Raw genomic sequence first — 15,585 nt, 5'->3', positions numbered from 1 at the left:
CTCAACACAGCGAAGGAAGTGCAATGTGCGGTATAGCAGGTGAAATACGGTTCGACGGGGTGAGCCCCGACCTGGCAGCGCTGGCGCGGATGAACGCGCAGCAGCGGCGGCGCGGGCCGGACAGTGGCGGCGTGTTCGCGCAGGGGAGCCAGGCCTGGGGCCACCGCCGGCTGAAGATCATGGATCTGTCGGAATCGGCCCAGCAACCGATGGTGGATCCCGAACTCGGGCTCGGTATCGTCTTCAACGGCGCGGTCTATAACCACCCCGAACTGCGGCGCGAACTTGAGGCCAAGGGCTACCGCTTCTACTCGCACGGCGATACCGAGGTGCTGCTCAAGGCCTACCACGCGTGGGGCGAGGACTTCGTGCAGCGGCTCAACGGCATGTTCGCGTTCGCGATCTGGGAGCGTGACAGCGGGCGTGTCCTGCTGGGGCGCGACCGGCTCGGCATCAAGCCGCTGTACTACGCCGAGATCGAGGGTGGCCTGCGCTTCGCCTCCGCACTGCCCGCGCTGCTTGCGGCCGGCGGCGTCGACACCTCGATCGACCCGGCGGCGCTCAACCACTACCTGTCTTTCCATGCCGTCGTGCCGGCGCCGCACACGCTGCTGGCCGGCGTGCGCAAGCTGCCGCCGGGAACGCTGATGCGCATCGAACCCGATGGCCGCCGCAGCGAGCGCCGCTTCTGGTCGTTGCGCTATGAACGCGATGCCGCCGACGAGACGCGCAGCTTCGAGGAATGGACTGAAATTCTGCTCGACGGCCTGCGCGGCGCGGTGCGGCGACGGCTGGTGGCGGACGTGCCGGTCGGCGCGCTGCTGTCGGGCGGGGTGGATTCGAGCCTGATCGTTGGCTTGATGGCCGAAGCCGGGGTTCGCGACCTGCGCACCTACAATGTCGGCTTCGAGGATGTGGGCGGCGAGAAGGGCAACGAGTTCGAGTACGCCAACATCGTCGCGCGCGAGTTCGGCACCGTCCACGAGCGCATCTTCGTGCCCGAATCCGAACTGCTCAGGCGCCTGCCGGAGGCCGTCGAGGCGATGAACGAGCCGATGGTCAGCCACGACTGCATCGGCTTCTATCTGCTGTCCGAAGCGGTGTCGCGCCACAGCAAGGTGGTGCAGAGCGGGCAGGGGGCGGACGAGGTGTTCGGCGGCTACCACTGGTATCCGAAGCTCGCCGGCAGCGCCGATCCGGTGGCGGACTACCTCGCTGCCTTCCGCGACCGCGACTTCGAGGAATACGCGCGCGTCGTCGCGCCGCCGTGGCTGGGTGTGGATGCCAGCGCCGCCTATGTCGCGGCCAGCTTCAATGCGCCGGGCGCCGACGACCCGGTGGAGAAGGCGTTGCGGTTGGATACGACCGTGATGCTGGTCGACGACCCGGTCAAGCGCGTGGATAACATGACCATGGCTTTCGGGCTCGAGGCCCGCGTACCTTTCCTCGATCACGAACTCGTCGAGCTGGCGGCGCGTATTCCCGCGCGGCACAAGCTGGCGCACGGCGGCAAGGGCGTTCTGAAGGAGGCGGCGCGCAAGGTGATCCCGGGCGCGGTGATCGACCGGCCGAAGGGCTATTTTCCGGTGCCCGCGCTCAAGTACCTGCAAGGGCCGGTGCTCGAACGGGTGCGCGATGCCCTTTCCAGCCGTTCGGCGCGCGAGCGCGGCCTGTTCCGCCAGGACTACGTCGACATGCTGCTGGCCGAGCCCGGCAAGCACATCACGCCGTTGCGCGGTTCCAAGCTCTGGCAGCTCGGTCTGCTCGAGTGGTGGTTGCAGACCCATGTCGGTTGAGGACCCACGATGATCCGCAAAGAGATCGCCCGCGCGCTGCGCGCCGGCCAGTCCTCCCTCAGCCTGCATGCGAGCCTCCCGGAGCGGGAGGCGATGCCTGCAGACGCGATCATCGAGTGCGGCTGGGGGCGACTGTTGCCGGCGCAGACCTGGCGGGACCCGGCCGCGCTGGCGACGGCCCTGTTGCAGGAGCGGCCCGGCCAGCGCGACATCGCCTTCTACGTCGAGAAGCCACAGGTGGTGGTCGCCAGCGCGCCGCAGCAGCTCTTCCTCGACCCGTCCGATGCCTTCCGCCTGCAGCTCGCGTCCTACCGCACCCGGCGCGCTGCCCGGCGCGGCTTCACGCTGCGCCGGCTGCGCACGCGCGCCGACGTCGCCGCGATCAACGCGCTCTACCGCGCGCGGCGCATGGTGCCGGTCGACCCGCTGCGCGTATGGCGCGAGCGTGCCAGCCGTGGCATTACCTACGCGCTGGCGGAGGATCGCGACAGCGGCGAGGTGATCGGCGTGGCGATGGGGCTGGACCATGTCGAGGCCTTTGCCGATGCTCACAACGGCGCCAGCCTGTGGGCCCTGGCCGTGGCGCCGCAGGCGACGCACCCCGGCATCGGCGAAGCGCTGGTGCGCTATCTGGCCGAGCACTATCAGGCGCGCGGCCGGGCCTGGATGGATGTGTCGGTGATGCACGACAACGAGCAGGCCATCGCGCTGTACGAGAAGCTCGGCTTCCAGCGCATCCCGGCCTTCGCGGTGAAGCGCTGCAACGCAATCAACGAGCCCCTGTTCACCGGCGGCCGTGAGGCACTGGAGGGGCTCAATCCCTATGCGCGGCTGATCGTGGACGAGGCGGTGCGCCGCGGCATCCACGCCGAGGTAATCGACGCCGAGAACGGCTACTTCCGCCTCACGCTTGGCGGGCGCAGCATCGTCTGCCGCGAGTCGCTGTCGGAGCTGAGCTCGGCCGTGGCCATGAGCCGCTGCCAGGACAAACGGGTGACGCTGAAGCTGCTCGCGGCCGAGGGGCTGGCGGTGCCGCAGCAGGCCGACGTGGCCGACGAGGACGCCTGGCTGGCCTTGCTCGCATCGAGCGGTGCCGTGGTTGTGAAGCCGGTCGAGGGCGAGCAGGGCAAGGGCATCAGCGTGAACCTGCGCACGGCGGACGAGGTACGCGCGGCGATCGGGCGTGCGCGCCAGTTCTGCGACCGGGTGGTCGTCGAGCAGTTCTGCGCCGGGCAGGACCTGCGTATCGTCGTCATCGATTTCCGTGTGGTGGCCGCCGCGGTGCGTCGGCCTCCGGTCATCGTCGGCGATGGCCACAGCAGCGTGCGCGAGTTGATCGACAAACAGAGCCGGCGCCGGGCAGCCGCGACCGGCGGCGAGTCGCGCATCCCGCTCGACGCCGAGACCGAGCGCTGCATCGCCGCGCAGGGCGCGTCACTCGATACGGTGCTGCCGGCCGATACGCGCCTGCAGGTGCGCAACACCGCCAATCTGCACACCGGCGGCACCATCCACGACGTCACCGCCGAACTGCATCCGGCCCTGCGCGAGGCGGCGGAACAGGCCGCACGCGCGCTCGATATCCCCGTGACCGGACTGGACTTCCTGGTGCCGGCGGTCGATGGGCCCGACTACGTGATCATCGAGGCCAACGAGCGCCCGGGTCTTGCCAACCATGAACCGCAGCCGACGGCGGAGCGTTTCGTCGATCTGCTGTTCCCGCGTACGCGCGCCGTCGCCTGAGCGCCGGACACGGGACCTGACCGGAGGAGCCACGCATGAACGAACCGCGCCATCCGCACGCGCTGGAGATCGACTACGCCTACTTAGAGGAAACCCTGCTGCAGCTGCTGGCCATTCCGAGCCCGGTGGGGCTGACCGATGCCGTGGTGCGCTACACCGCCGGGCGCTTCGCCGCGCTCGGCATTCCCTACGAGATCACCCGCCGCGGCGCCATCCGCGCCACGCTGAAGGGGCGCGAATCTCAGCCGGCGCGCGCGGTGGTCGCCCACCTCGACACCCTGGGGGCGATGGTGAAATCGCTCAAGGCCAATGGCCGGCTGGAGATCGTGCCGATCGGCCACTGGTCGGCACGCTTCGCCGAAGGCTCGCGCCTGACCATCTTCACCGACGGTGGCCAGGTTCGCGGTACCTGTCTGCCGCTGAAGACCTCGGGCCATGCCTTCGGCGGCGAGATCGACACCCAGCCGGTGGGTTGGGAGCACGTCGAGGTGCGGGTCGACCTGCCGGCCGAGGACCGTGCCGCGCTCGACGCCGCCGGGCTCAACGTCGGCGACTGGATCGCCTTCGACCCTCAGCCGGAGATCCAGCCCGACGGCTACATCAACTCGCGCTACCTCGACGACAAGGCGGCGGTGGCCGCGCTGCTGACCGCGTGCAAGGCGATCCGCGACCAGGGTCTGGCGCTGCCGGTGGATGTGCATCCGCTGCTGACGATCACCGAGGAGATCGGCTCCGGCGCCTCGGCGGCGCTGCATGGCGAGATCGCGGAGATGGTGAGCCTGGACATTTCCATCGCAGCTCCGGGGCAGAACACCTCCGAGCACGCGGCCACCATCTGCATGCAGGACATGTCCGGCCCCTTCGACTACCACCTCACGCACAAGCTCATCGCGCTCGCAAAGGAGCAGGGCATCGCCCACCGGCGCGACATCTTCCGCTACTACCGGTCGGACTCCGCCGCCGCGGTCGAGGCCGGCAACGACATCCGCACGGCGCTGATCGGCTTCGGCGCCGACGCCTCGCACGCGCAGGAGCGCACCCACCGCGACGCGCTGGTGGCGCTGACACAACTGGTGATTGCCTACATGACCAGCGAACCGGTGGCGCGACGCGACTGCCGTTCCATGGGCTCGCTCGACGGCTTCACCGAGCAGCTCTGCCCCGGCGACATGCTGGTGCCGAGCACGCCGCTACCGGTGCCGGAGTCTTTCCTGGGCGATCCGGCGCAGCAACAGACGGATTCCGAGCGGCACTGAGGGCCGCTCGGGCGAAGGCGTTATCGCGAGTACTTGTCGACCAGCGCGACGGCATCCTCGTACAGCTTCTGGCCATCGGCGCCCTTGGCACTCGTTTCCTTGATCCACTCGTCGGTCACGGGCCGGGCAGCGGTCTGCCAACGCGCCATCTCGTCTGCAGGGATCGTGTAGACGGTGTTCCTGGCGTCGGTTGCCAGCTTGCGGCCGACGGTGTCGGCCTCGGCGTGCTGGACGGCAACCCACGCCGAGAACTCGCGGCCGCTGTTGTCGTCGATGACCTTCTGCAGATCGGGCGGCAGGCTGTCGTACTTCTTTTGGTTCATGACGTAGATCATCGTCGCGGTGGTCAGGGTGCGTGCGCCACCGGGCTCGCCGTGGAACTGCGTGAGTTCGTGCGTCTTGGTGGCCGGCACCACTTCCCACGGCACCAGCGTGCCGTCGATGACACCCTTGGACAGGCTTTCCGCCATCTGCGGTACCGGCATGCCGACCGGCGTCGCGCCCAGCGCGGCCAGCAGCTTGTTGCCCAGCCGCGAGGGCGCGCGCACCTTCAGGCCCTTCAGGTCGTCGAGCGTGTTGACCTGACGGTCGCGGGTGTGGAGCACGTTGGGACCGTTCACCCACACGGCCAGCGGCTTGAGGCCGGCGAATTCCTTGGCCGAGTGGGACTGCACGAAGTCCCACATCGCGCGCGCGGATGCCTCGTGGTTCGTCGTGACGAAGGGCAGTTCGAACACCTCGGAGGTCGGGAAACGGCCGGGGGTGTAGCCCGGCAGGGTATAGACGATGTCGGCCACGCCGTCGCGCACCTGGCTGAGCAGCTGTGGCGGCGTGCCGCCAAGCTGCATGGCCGGATAGATCTGGCACTTGAGCCTGCCCTGCGACTCCGCCGCCAGCTTGTCGCACCAGGGCGCGATGACCTTGGTGTGGATCGGCGCCATCGCCGGCAGCAGATGCGCGACCTTGATCACGATCGGCTCGGCTTGGGCGTGGGCCTGGAGCGGCAGTGCCAGGGCGGCGAAGGTGCAGAGCACGGTGGTACGAAATTGCATGGAAGTGTCTCCTCTGTCGGGGGCGGGTTTCAGGCCCGCTGTGTTGTGTGTTCGTACATTCGCGGCGCAGCCGCTACGGCTGGTTATTCCGGCTCGCCGATCTGCAGCGCGATATCGCCTACGCCTTCGATGTGGCCCTGCAGGCGGTCGCCCGGCTTGACCGCGCCGACGCCTTCCGGCGTGCCGGTGTAGATCAGGTCGCCGGCCTGGAGGTGGTAGAACTGCGACAGGTCGGCGATCAGCTCGCGCAGGTTCCAGATCAACAGCGACAGATCGGCCGATTGCCGCGTCTGGCCATTGACCTGCAGTGCGATGGCGCCCCGGTCGAGCACGCCGAGTCCGGCAGCAGGCACGATTTCGCCGCAGATCGCGCCCTGCTCGAAGTTCTTGCCCAGGTCCCAGGGGCGGCCCTGGTCACGGCCGGCCTTCTGCAGGTCGCGGCGGGTCATGTCGAGGCCGGCGGCATAGCCATGGATCAGCCTGTCCGCCTCCGCTTCGGCGACGCGGAAGCCGGCGGCGCCGATGGCGACGACCAGCTCCATCTCGTACTGGTAGTCCTGCGTGCCGGGCGGGTAGGGCACGGTGGCGCCCGACTCGACCAGGCTGCCTGCGTCCTTCATGAAGTAGAAGGGGCGCATCGTCGCCTTGTCGATCGGGTTGCCCATCTCGATGGCGTGGGCGTGGTAGTTGCGTCCGACGCAGAAGATGCGCCGGACGGGAAAGCGGGCATCGCAGCCTCGAACCGGAAGCGAAGGGGTGGGTGCCGGGGACCACAGGTAGCGGATGCCGCTCATCAATACCTCGCTCAGTGACGATCGATCAGGAAAGCCGCGAAGAATGCCGTCAGCGCGTCGTGTGCGTCCAGCGGCAGCACGTTGGCGACGTATTGATCGGGGCGAACCACGACGATCGCACCTTGCGCACGGTCGATGCCGCGCAGCTCGAAGATGTCCTGGCCGCTCTTGGGGTCGGGCGCGAAGGCTTTCTCGTAGTCGAGCAGCCCGAAGCGGCCCTTGGGCGGCAGCAGCATCGTCGGCAACTCGTCCACCTTGAGCTCGCGGTGGTATTGCTGGAACACCGCGCGCACATCGATGACGCTGTCGGGGTCGGCGCCGGCCGGGGTGAAACGGCGCACCGGCGAGTCGGACGAGTCGGCAAGGAAGTCCATCAGGCCGCGCAGCCGGGTGCCGCTGGCATCGGCGAAGGCGTAGATGCGCCAGGCGGCATCGGCGCGGGCGACGTGACCCAGCTGCATCGGCTTGGCGTCGGCCAGGCGCACGACCGGTGCCGAGTGAAAGCGCGTGCCGATGGTGAAACCCGTGGCCAGCGCCTGGTGCGTGTCGGGTGCGGTCAGCACCGTGGCAGGCGGATAGTGGGTGGCCATGCCGGCAGTGAAGCGGCCCGACTTGACGAAGTAGGCCTGCAGCTCGGCGGGGTCGACGCCGCCGCGTTCCGGATGCGCGGGGTCCTTCGGCGGCGAGGCCATGATCTTCGACCATTCGCGATCGAAGTCGATAAGGCCCTGGGCGATCGCGTGGCGCTCGGTCGAGTAGGTGCGCAGCAGTTCGGGCCTGGCGCGCCCCTCCAGCACCGAGATCAGCTTCCAGCCCAGGTTGAAGGTGTCCTGCATCGACACGTTCATGCCCTGGCCGGCCTTGGCGCTGTGGGTGTGGCAGGCGTCGCCGGCGATGAACACGCGGGGCAGGCGCGAGCCGGCGTGCTCGGGCAGGACGTCGTCGAAACGGTCGGTGACGCGCTGGCCGACCTGGTACACCGAAAACCACACCACGTGACGCACGTCGAGCGTGTAGGGATGGAGCACGCGCTGGGCGGTGGCGATGACCTGTTCCTGCGTGATGTCGCGGATGGCGTCGCGATTGTTCGGATCGACTTCGCCGAGGTCGACGTACAGCCGCACCATGTAGCCGCCTTCACGCGGAATCAGCAGGATGTTGCCTTCGTCGGCGGACTGGATGGCCGACTTCAGGCGGATGTCGGGGAAGTCGGTGACGGCCAGCATGTCGACCACGCCCCACGCGTGGTTGGCGAAATCGCCGTGCAGCTTCGCGCCGATCGATTCGCGCACCTTGCTGCGGGCACCGTCGCAGCCGACCACGTACTTCGCGCGGATCGTCTTCATGATGCCCGTGTTGACGTCGCGCAGCCTGACCTCCACCGGATACTCGCCCTCGGCATCGACCTTCAGCGCGTCGAACTCCAGGCCATAGTCGCATTCCAGGCGCGACGGCGACTTGCGCATGTAGTCGAGCAGCATCTGCTGCAGGCGGGCCTGGTTGACGATGAGATGCGGGAACTCCGACAGGCCATCCTCGACGTCCTGCACGCGGCCGGTACGGGCGATCTTGTTGCGATCGTCCGGCGACGGGCGCCAGAACACGGTCTCGTTCACCCAGTAGCCTTCGCGGACCAGCTCCTCGGCCAGGCCGAAGGCCTGGAAGGTCTCGACCGTGCGGCAGGCCACGCCATCCGCCTGACCCAGTTCGAGCGGACCGTTGCGGCGTTCGACGAGACGGGTGCGAATCCCGGGGAAGGACGACAGCTGGGCCGCCAGCAGCGCGCCGGCGGGACCGCTACCGATGATGACGACGTCGGCGGTCTCGGGCAGGGCGGCATCCTGCAGGGTGGGGTCGCCGGGCTTGTAGCCGTTCAGATAGAACTGCATGGTGTGTCTCTCCGATGGATCAGTGTGCTTATTGCTTTCATCAAGCAAATTTAGGTGGCTGCGACTTTATCGATCGGACAGAATTCAATCCATGCAATGAATTGAATAGCTCCGATTCGATAATCGAATAAATTTCAGCCCCGCATGAACCCCAACTCCCTCGACATCCGCTTGCTGCAGGTCTTCGACGAGATCTACAAGACACGCAGCGTCAGTCGCGCAGCCGACCAGCTCGGGCTGGGGCAGCCGCAGGTCAGCATCGCCCTCGCCAAGCTGCGTCAGCATTTCGGTGATCCGCTGTTCGTGCGCATCGCCGGCAGCATGGAGCCGACGCCGCTGGGCGAAGAGCTGGTGCAGCCGATCCGCAAGGCGATCGATGCGCTCAACGTCGCACTCGGCCATCGCAGCGTGTTCGACCCGGCGACGGCGCAGCGCAGCTTTCGCATCGCGATGACGGACATCTCGCAGTTCGTGCTGCTGCCGCGCCTGTGGGCGCACGTGCGCAGCCTGGCGCCCGGCGTGCGTATCGAGGTGTTCAACCTCACGGCCGACACGGCGCACATGCTCGAGGCCGGCGATGTCGACCTGGCGCTGGGTTTCATGCCGCAGCTCGACGCGGGTTTCTACCAGCAGTCGCTGTTCCGTCAGCACTACGTCTGCCTGGCAAGCGCCGAGCATCCGCGACTCCGCGACGGCCTCAGCCTTGCGCAGTTCGAGGCCGAGGATCACGCGGTGGTGACGACGTCCGGCACGGGGCATCTGTACATCGACCGCGAGGTCCTGCGGCAGAAGATCATGCGCAAGGTGGCACTGCGCATCCCCAACTTCATCGGCGTGTCCTTCGTCATCGAGCAGACCGACCTGCTGGTCATCGTGCCCAGCCGGTTCGGCGAGATGCTGGCAGAGCGCGGTAGGGTCCGCTGCTATCCGGTGCCGTTCGCCTTGCCCCGGTACGCGGTCAAGCAGCACTGGCACGGGCGTTTCCACCACGAGCCCGGCAATCGCTGGCTACGGAGCGTGATCCGGGAACTGCACGGCGAGCGGAGCGGCGACGAGGAGCTGATGCCGGCCGCGGACGACGGAGGAAAGCGGGGAGAGGCGGATGACTGAGTCGACGCGGAGCGTGTCCGCCACGCACTGGCTGGCGGTATCCGCCGCGCTGCTGTGCGGAGTGGCGATTGCAGCCAACGTGGGCAAGGTTTCGATCATGATCACGGCGCTGCGCGATGCCTTCGGCCTGAGCCTGGTCGAGGCGGGCTGGCTGTCGTCGGCGATCAACGTGCTGGCGGTTTCGGTGGCAGTGGTGTTCGGTCTCTCGGCCGATCGGATCGGCGGCTTGCGGCTGTGCCTCGCGGGCATCGGCTTCGGCGTTGCGGGCGGTGTGGGCAGCGTGCTGGCAACGAGCTTTCCACTGTTGCTCGCGGCGCGCGTGGTCGAGGGCGCCGCCTATATCGCGGTCGCTGTGTCGGCGCCGATCCTGCTGTCGGCGGCCAGCCGGCCGGCGGACCGGCGCTTCGTGCTGGGGGTATGGGCGGCCTACATGCCGGCAGGCATCGGCCTGGTGATGATCGCGGCCCCCATGCTGCAGGGCGTCGGTGGGTGGCAGGCGATCTGGTGGTTCGCGATCGCGCTGCTTGCGGCAGGCGGGGCGTCGGTGTGGTGGCAGCGTCGGCACTACCAATTCGCCGAGGCACCTGCCGCAGACGACGGTGCGCTGGCCGTCGCCCGCGAGGTGATGCGCCAGCCGCTGGCGTGGGTCCTTGGCCTGCTGTTCGCCACCTGGTCGGTGCAGCACTTCACCCTGATCGTGTGGCTGCCCACCTTCCTGCGCGACGAGCGCGGGCTGGAGATCGGCTGGGTCGCACTGCTGTCCTGCGTGATGGTGCTGGTGAATGTGCCGGGCAACGTCATCGGTGGGGCACTGCTGCGGCGCAATGTGGCGCGCGGCAGGCTGCTGGTGCTGGGCAGCGGGTTGAGCGGCGTGTGCATGTATGCCGCCTTCTCGCCGACGCTGTCCGATGGCCTGCGCTACCTCGCCTGCCTGGGCGTGTCCTTCATCGGCGGCCTGATCCCGTCATCGATCCTGTCGGCCTCGACCGTCATCGCCCGTACCTCGCGCCAGATCGGCACTTTCCAGGGCCTCAACATGCAGATCTCGAACCTGGGCCAGCTGCTCGGCCCCCCGTTGCTGGCGGCGCTGGTGGCCAGCCGCGGCAGTTGGGAAGGGGCCGTGGCGCTCCCCGTGGGGGCGGCCGTGGCCGGCGTGGTGCTGGGCATCGTGGCGTGGCGGCTGGAGCGCGCTTACCACAGCGTGCCGTAGTGCGGAACCGGCGCCGAAGTGGGCGCAGGGTGGCGCATCCCCGGGGAGTGTCGCGGTGCGTCTTCGCGTTCGTCTGGCACCAAAACTGCTTGGTCCTGTGAGAACCGCACTAAGGAGACTTCAGCCATGCCCCCCCAGAAAGGCGCGCGCGGACCGACGCGTCCGCCCCTGCCCGACGCCGCGCTTGCCGCGGCCCGCGCCGCGATCGACGGCGAGACCCCGCGCCGCGACCGCCTGATCGAATACCTGCACCGCCTGCAGGACGCGCATGGCGCGCTGTTTGCCGATCATCTCGCAGCGCTGGCCGAAGCCATGAAGCTGGCGCGCGCCGAGGTGTTCGAGGTCGCGACCTTCTATCACCACTTCGATGTCGTCGGCGAGGGCCAGACCCCTCCACCGGCGCTGACGGTGCGGGTGTGCGATTCCCTGACCTGCGCGATGCACGGCGGCGTCGAGCTCGCGCAGGCGCTGGCGGGTCGGCTCGGCACTGGTGTTCGGGTGCAGCGCGTGCCCTGTGTCGGTCGCTGTGATTGCGCGCCGGTGGCCGTTGTCGGCCAGAACCCGGTGGTGAAGGCGGATGTGGACACCGTGGCCGCGGTGGTCGCGTCCGGCGAGCGCACCGAGCCGCCGCCCGTGATCGTCGATTTCGACGCCTACCGTGCGGCCGGCGGCTATCGCCTGTTCGAGGCGGTGCGCGAGGGCGCGCGCAGTGGCGAGGAGATCATTACCGCCCTGGAGGCTGCCAGCCTGCGCGGGCTGGGGGGCGCGGGCTTTCCGTCCGCGCGCAAGTGGCGCTCGGTGATGGCCCAGCCGGCGCCGCGCAACATGGCGGTGAACATCGACGAGGGCGAGCCGGGCACCTTCAAGGACCGCCATTACCTCGGCAGCGATCCGCACCGCTTCATCGAAGGCATGCTGATCGCTGCCCGTGTGGTCGGCATCGCGGCGATCTGGATCTACATCCGCGACGAATACCCGGCCCTGCGCCATATGCTGCATGCCGAACTCGACAAGGTGCGCGCCGCCTGGCCCGACCTGCCGCCGATCGAGGTACGCCGCGGCGCGGGTGCCTACGTATGCGGCGAGGAGTCGGGCATGATCGAGTCCATCGAGGGCAAGCGAGGCATGCCGCGCCTGCGTCCGCCCTATGTGGCGGAGGTCGGCGTGTTCGGCCGCCCGACGCTGGTGCATAACCCCGAGACGCTATGGTGGGTGCGCAACATCGTCGAGTACAGCCTGGAGGGCAAGGACTGGCTCGATGGCCGCGGCCGCAACGGGCGCAAGGGACTGCGCAGTTTCTCGGTCAGCGGCCGGGTGGCCTTGCCCGGCGTGGTGGTCACCGATGCCGGCATCACGCTGCGCCAGCTCATCGACGAGCATTGCGGCGGCATGCTGCCCGGACACGAGCTGTACGGCTACTTTCCCGGCGGTGCGTCGGGCGGCATCCTGCCGGCCAGCCTGGCCGATGTGCCGCTCGATTTCGACACGCTGGCGCCCTATGGCTGCTTCATCGGCTCGGCGGCCATCGTCGTGTTCTCCCAGTACGACAAGGCGCGCCTGCTGGCCGAGAACGCGATGCACTTCTTCGCGCATGAGTCCTGCGGCCAGTGCACGCCGTGTCGCGTTGGCACCGACAAGGCCGCGCGCCTGATGGCTGCGCCGAAATGGGACGCCGGCCTGCTCGACGAACTGGGGCAGGCGATGATGGACGCCTCGATCTGCGGCCTGGGACAGGCCGCGCCGAACCCGATGCGATCGGTGCTGCGCTTCTTCCCGCACGAGGTGGGCGCCCCGGTCACGACCGAGAAGGAGGGCGCGCAATGAGCGTCGCGATCCAGGACAGCGCCGCCCCTGCGGCGGCCGACACCATCCGCTTCGAACTCGACGGCCGCCCGGTCGAGGCTGCGCCGGGCGAATCCATTCTGCTCGCCGCGCGCCGCGCCGGCGTCGACATTCCGCACCTGTGCTACACGGACGGCATGCGCGCCGACGGCAACTGCCGCGCCTGCGTGGTCGAGATCGACGGCGAGCGCGTGCTGGCGCCGTCGTGCTGCCGTGCGCCGAAGGCGGGCATGAAGGTGCAGTCCGCCAGCGCGCGCGCGCGGGCCTCGCAGCGCATGGTGCTGGAGTTGCTGCGCGCCGACGTGCCGGCCACGGCCGAGAAGCCGGATTCCGAACTCGCCCACTGGTGCCGCGAACTCGGCGTCAGCGGCAGCCGCTTCGAGGCGCGCGAACAGCCGCCGGCGGATGCTAGCCATCCGGGCATTGCGGTCGATCTGTCCGCCTGCATCCAGTGCAACCGCTGCCTGCGCGCCTGCCGCGAGATCCAGGTCAATGACGTTATCGGTTACGCGCACCGTGGCGCCGAGTCGAAGATAGTGTTCGATTTTGATACAGCAATGGGGGCGTCGAGCTGTGTCGGGTGTGGCGAATGTGTGCAGGCCTGCCCGACCGGCGCGCTGGCGCCGGCCGTGACCGCGACGACGGCGCTGGCCGAGCCGCGGGAGACCCCGGCGGCGAGCAACTGGGTGCCGACCAAGCGCGTCGATTCGTTGTGCCCCTACTGCGGCGTCGGCTGCCAGGTGAGCTACCACGTCGCGGGCGAGGGCGCGGCGCAGAAGATCGTCTTCGCCGAGGGCCGCGACGGTCCGGCCAATGCCGGCCGCCTGTGCGTGAAGGGCCGCTACGGTTTCACCTACAGCCGCAACCGCCAGCGCCTGACAGTGCCGCTGATCCGCAAGCCGGGCATCCCGAAGGGCGTCAATCTCGACCCGGCCAGTCCGCTGGCCGCCTTCCGCGAGGCGAGCTGGGAAGAGGCGCTCGACTTCGCCGCCGCCGGCCTGCGCCGCATCAAGGAGGCGCACGGGCCGCACGCGCTGGCCGGATTCGGTTCGGCCAAGGGCAGCAACGAGGAGGCCTACCTGTTCCAGAAGCTGGTGCGCACCGGTTTCGGCACGCACAACGTCGACCACTGCACGCGGCTGTGCCATGCGTCGTCGGTGGCGGCGCTGCTCGAAGGCATCGGCTCGGGCGCGGTGTCCAACCCCGTGCGCGACGTCGACTTCGCCGGCCTCGCCATCGTCATTGGTGCCAACCCGGCGGCCAACCACCCGGTCGCGGCGAGCTTCATCAAGAACGCTGCGGAACGCGGCATGAAGCTGGTGATGATGGACCCGCGCGAGACGCCGCTCGCCCGCCATGCCTGGCGCTTCCTGCAGTTCCACCCCGATGCCGACGTGGCGCTGCTGCTGTCGATGGCGTGCACGATCATCGAGGAGGGCCTGACCGACCCCGAATTCATCGCCGCCCGCACGGAGGGCTTCGAGGCTTTCCGAGACGCCGCGCTGAAGTACCCGCCGGAGCGCATGGAGGCCGTCACCGGCATCCCCGCCGCCACCGTGCGCGAGGTGGCGCGCGCCTACGCCCGCGGCCCCAACAGCATCATCTTCTGGGGCATGGGCGTTTCGCAGCACACGCACGGCACCGACAACTCGCGCTGCCTGATCGCGCTGGCGCTGATGACCGGCCAGATCGGCCGCCCCGGCACCGGCCTGCATCCGCTGCGCGGGCAGAACAACGTGCAGGGCGCGTCCGACGCCGGCCTGATCCCGATGATGCTGCCCGACTACCAGCGCGTGTCCGAGCCCGCGGTGCGGGCGCGCTTCGAGGCGCTGTGGCAGGCGCCGCTGTCGGATACCCCGGGGCTGACCGTGGTCGAGATCATGGATGCCGCCTGCGAGGGCCGTATCCGCGGCATGTACGTCGAAGGCGAGAACCCGGCGATGTCAGACCCTGACCTTGACCACGCACGGGCGGGGCTGGCGAAGCTCGAGCACCTCGTGGTGCAGGACATCTTCCTGACCGAAACCGCGATGCTGGCCGACGTCGTGCTGCCGGCGTCCAGTCTGTACGAGAAGACCGGCAGCTTCACCAACACCGACCGGCTGGTGCAGCTTGCGCAGCCGGTGCTGCCGCTGCCTGGCGATGCGCGCCAGGACTGGTGGATCATCCAGGAGATGGCGCGCCGGCTCGGCCTGGACTGGCATTACGCCGGCCCGCACGAGGTCTTCGCCGAACTCGCGCAGGCGATGCCGAGCTATGCCGGCCTGAGCTGGGACATGCTGGTGCACGACGGTGCGGTGGTTGCGCCGAAGTTCTCGGCGGCGGAACCCTCGCAGCCCGTGCTGTTCCAGCAGACCTTCCCGACGGCCAGCGGGCGCGGACGCTTCGTGCCGGTGTCGCCCCTGCCGGCGGCCGAACTGCCGGACGACGACTACCCGATGGTGCTGATCACTGGTCGGGTGCTGGAACACTGGCACACCGGTAGCATGACGCGCCGCGCCGACGTGCTAGACGCGCTGGACCCGGTGCCGTGGTGCGGCATGAACCCGGCGGATCTCGCCGCGCTCGGCGTCCGCCCGGGCGGGCGGGTGGTGCTCGAGACCCGGCGCGGCCGCCTCGAGCTGGAGGTGCGCGCCGACGAAGGCGTGCGCCAGGGCTCGGCGTTCATGGCGTTCTGCTACCACGAGGCCGCGGCCAACCTGCTGACCCAGCCGGCGCTCGACCCGTTCGGCAAGATCCCGGAGTTCAAGTACTGCGCGCTGCGGGTCATGCCGGCTTGAGCGGGTACGCGACCGCTGCCCCGCGTCCGCGCCCGAATCCGTGCAGGTATCGGTGCCCATCAGACGCCGCCTGCCGCCCGAGAGGGCGTGCCTGGAGGCGGCTGTTGTGCTTT

General features: G+C 68.9%; 10 protein-coding genes. 7 read left to right on the top strand and 3 right to left on the bottom strand.

Translation table 11 applies throughout. From position 1 onward, the window contains the following. The first annotated feature begins 23 nt into the window (after positions 1 to 23). The 3 genes from CGK74_RS11840 to CGK74_RS11830 are packed head-to-tail and all read left to right on the top strand — an operon-like array spanning position 24 to position 4,795. Positions 24 to 1,796, top strand: coding sequence for an N-acetylglutaminylglutamine amidotransferase (locus CGK74_RS11840; RefSeq protein ID WP_094268678.1), 1,773 nt, complete (start codon positions 24 to 26; stop codon positions 1,794 to 1,796). A gap of 9 nt (positions 1,797 to 1,805) precedes the next feature. After that, entirely contained in the window at positions 1,806 to 3,539 is a 1,734-nt protein-coding gene (gene ngg / locus CGK74_RS11835) for an N-acetylglutaminylglutamine synthetase (protein WP_094268677.1), read from the top strand. A gap of 35 nt (positions 3,540 to 3,574) precedes the next feature. Then, the gene (locus tag CGK74_RS11830; protein ID WP_094268676.1) at positions 3,575 to 4,795 is read left to right on the top strand and encodes an osmoprotectant NAGGN system M42 family peptidase; all 1,221 of its coding nucleotides are present in this window, start codon (positions 3,575 to 3,577) and stop codon (positions 4,793 to 4,795) included. A 20-nt stretch (positions 4,796 to 4,815) separates the two neighbouring features. Here the strand turns inward: CGK74_RS11830 and CGK74_RS11825 are convergent, their stop codons facing one another. The 3 genes from CGK74_RS11825 to CGK74_RS11815 all read right to left on the bottom strand — a co-directional run bounded on the left by CGK74_RS11825 (position 4,816) and on the right by CGK74_RS11815 (position 8,530). Next, entirely contained in the window at positions 4,816 to 5,847 is a 1,032-nt protein-coding gene (locus CGK74_RS11825) for a TRAP transporter substrate-binding protein (protein WP_004260767.1), read from the bottom strand. A gap of 83 nt (positions 5,848 to 5,930) precedes the next feature. Continuing rightward, positions 5,931 to 6,641: a fumarylacetoacetate hydrolase family protein gene (locus CGK74_RS11820; protein WP_094268675.1), complete on the bottom strand. Its 711-nt coding sequence runs from the start codon at positions 6,639 to 6,641 to the stop codon at positions 5,931 to 5,933. Between the two features lie 11 nt (positions 6,642 to 6,652). Beyond that, positions 6,653 to 8,530: an FAD-binding monooxygenase gene (locus CGK74_RS11815; RefSeq protein WP_094268674.1), complete on the bottom strand. Its 1,878-nt coding sequence runs from the start codon at positions 8,528 to 8,530 to the stop codon at positions 6,653 to 6,655. 144 nt (positions 8,531 to 8,674) lie between these two features. Between CGK74_RS11815 and CGK74_RS11810 the strand changes: the two genes are divergently transcribed. From CGK74_RS11810 to fdhF, 4 genes are all read left to right on the top strand, one after another. Continuing rightward, positions 8,675 to 9,640: a LysR family transcriptional regulator gene (locus CGK74_RS11810; protein ID WP_094268673.1), complete on the top strand. Its 966-nt coding sequence runs from the start codon at positions 8,675 to 8,677 to the stop codon at positions 9,638 to 9,640. Beyond that, complete coding sequence (locus CGK74_RS11805) at positions 9,633 to 10,850, top strand: MFS transporter (RefSeq protein WP_094268672.1); 1,218 nt, start codon at positions 9,633 to 9,635, stop codon at positions 10,848 to 10,850. The genes CGK74_RS11810 and CGK74_RS11805 overlap by 8 nt, the downstream gene beginning before the upstream one ends. A gap of 126 nt (positions 10,851 to 10,976) precedes the next feature. Next, positions 10,977 to 12,674 carry an NADH-ubiquinone oxidoreductase-F iron-sulfur binding region domain-containing protein gene (locus tag CGK74_RS11800; RefSeq protein WP_094268671.1) on the top strand — a complete coding sequence of 566 codons (1,698 nt, stop codon included), beginning with the start codon at positions 10,977 to 10,979 and terminating at the stop codon, positions 12,672 to 12,674. Then, entirely contained in the window at positions 12,671 to 15,472 is a 2,802-nt protein-coding gene (gene fdhF / locus CGK74_RS11795) for a formate dehydrogenase subunit alpha (protein ID WP_094268670.1), read from the top strand. Before CGK74_RS11800 ends, fdhF begins: the two co-directional genes overlap by 4 nt. Positions 15,473 to 15,585: the final 113 nt, after the last annotated feature.

The organism is Thauera propionica (genome assembly GCF_002245655.1).
Lineage (GTDB): Bacteria > Pseudomonadota > Gammaproteobacteria > Burkholderiales > Rhodocyclaceae > Thauera > Thauera propionica.
The sequence above is the reverse complement of the archived record's forward strand: the minus strand, read 5'-3'. Positions and strand labels throughout refer to the sequence as shown.

Bases quoted from the DNA above. Each gene is read 5' to 3' on its own strand.
- CGK74_RS11840 (WP_094268678.1), top strand. From the start codon at position 24: ATGTGCGGTATAGCAGGTGAAATACGGTTCGACGGGGTGAGCCCCGAC.
- ngg (WP_094268677.1), top strand. From the start codon at position 1,806: ATGATCCGCAAAGAGATCGCCCGCGCGCTGCGCGCCGGCCAGTCCTCC.
- CGK74_RS11830 (WP_094268676.1), top strand. From the start codon at position 3,575: ATGAACGAACCGCGCCATCCGCACGCGCTGGAGATCGACTACGCCTAC.
- CGK74_RS11825 (WP_004260767.1), bottom strand. From the start codon at position 5,847: ATGCAATTTCGTACCACCGTGCTCTGCACCTTCGCCGCCCTGGCACTG.
- CGK74_RS11820 (WP_094268675.1), bottom strand. From the start codon at position 6,641: ATGAGCGGCATCCGCTACCTGTGGTCCCCGGCACCCACCCCTTCGCTT.
- CGK74_RS11815 (WP_094268674.1), bottom strand. From the start codon at position 8,530: ATGCAGTTCTATCTGAACGGCTACAAGCCCGGCGACCCCACCCTGCAG.
- CGK74_RS11810 (WP_094268673.1), top strand. From the start codon at position 8,675: ATGAACCCCAACTCCCTCGACATCCGCTTGCTGCAGGTCTTCGACGAG.
- CGK74_RS11805 (WP_094268672.1), top strand. From the start codon at position 9,633: ATGACTGAGTCGACGCGGAGCGTGTCCGCCACGCACTGGCTGGCGGTA.
- CGK74_RS11800 (WP_094268671.1), top strand. From the start codon at position 10,977: ATGCCCCCCCAGAAAGGCGCGCGCGGACCGACGCGTCCGCCCCTGCCC.
- fdhF (WP_094268670.1), top strand. From the start codon at position 12,671: ATGAGCGTCGCGATCCAGGACAGCGCCGCCCCTGCGGCGGCCGACACC.